This is a genomic window from Mesorhizobium sp. M7A.F.Ca.US.014.04.1.1 (genome assembly GCF_003998745.1).
In the GTDB taxonomy this organism is placed as follows: domain Bacteria; phylum Pseudomonadota; class Alphaproteobacteria; order Rhizobiales; family Rhizobiaceae; genus Mesorhizobium; species Mesorhizobium ciceri.
Genome location: NZ_RZRW01001036.1, coordinates 1 through 1,226, shown reverse-complemented (window position 1 = coordinate 1,226; position 1,226 = coordinate 1). Strand labels below are relative to the sequence as shown.

Genomic DNA, 1,226 nt, shown 5'->3' with positions numbered 1-1,226 from the left:
GCACCGATCATCGACATCGGCGCCTCCTTCGTCTCCATCGTCGCCGGCGGCACGCGGCTGGATGATCTGGCGGCGCAGATCCATTCCGACGGCTTTGACATCCAGAACCGCGCCGGGCCGGTCACCGTCAAGCTGCAGGCAGGTGGCCTCAACACCGACGTGGCGACGCTGGCGCCGCTGATCACCGGCAAGATCGATGTCGATCTGGCCGGGTCGGTCAGCAAGGATGCCATTGCCATCGACCAGGGCACGCTGCGCTCCGACGCGCTCAACGCCTCTCTGACGGCGACGGTGGCGCTTGCCGACCTGTCGATGCAGCTGAAGATGAACGCGGATGCCGTGGCGACGGCCTTTCCGCCGCAGATCGCCTCGGTGCTTGGCGCTCGGGTGAAATTCTCGGCCACCGCGGCCCGCGATCCGCAGGGATCCTTCGCCGCCAACTCGATCGAATTCACGTCCGGCACGCTCAGCGCCGCCGGCACGGCCAGCATGCAGGGCACCGACATCCGGGCCGACATCAAGGGCAAATTGGGCGACGTTTCCGTGCTGTCGCCGACAGTCGGCGTGCCGGTTGCCGGTGGCGTCGATTTCGCGCTGTCGGCAAGCGGCGCGATGACGGCGCCGGATTTCACCGTTACCGCCGATAGGGACAGCCTGACGGCATCGGGCCGCACGGTGAAGAGCATCAAGCTGACGGCGAGCGGCAAGGCCGATATCACCAGTCCCGCCGCCAACGTATCGCTGACCGGCTCCGTCAACGACCAGCCGCTCGATATCAAGGCAGCACTGGTGACAAGCGAGGGCAAGCGTTCGATCAACGGATTCCTGGTCTCGCTGGGCGACAACAAGGTCTCGGGCGATCTCGCGCTGGACGACAAGTACATGCCGCTCGGCACGCTGACGCTCGACGCGCCCGCTATCGACCAGTTGGCCGCACTCGCCGGCCAGGCGGTGACGGGCGACATCGACGGCACCATCGGCTTTGCCAAGGAGGGCGACGCGCCCTCCGTCGCGATCGATGCGAAGAGCACTTCGATCGCGCGTGGCGACGTGACGGCCAAGGCCATCACCGTCAATGCGCTGATCGCCAATTATCTCAAGGCGCCGGCGATCGCCGGTTCGATAAAGGCTGACAGCGTCACTTCCGGAACCACCGAAATCAGCGGCATCGGCGTCGACCTGAAGCGCGACGGCGATTGGACCAATTTCACCGGCGGCGCCACCAT

General features: G+C 66.0%; 1 pseudogene. It reads left to right on the top strand.

Features of this window, described 5'->3' with window-relative positions:
• Positions 1-1,226: pseudogene (locus EOA22_RS34230) on the top strand (translocation/assembly module TamB); the annotation flags it as partial.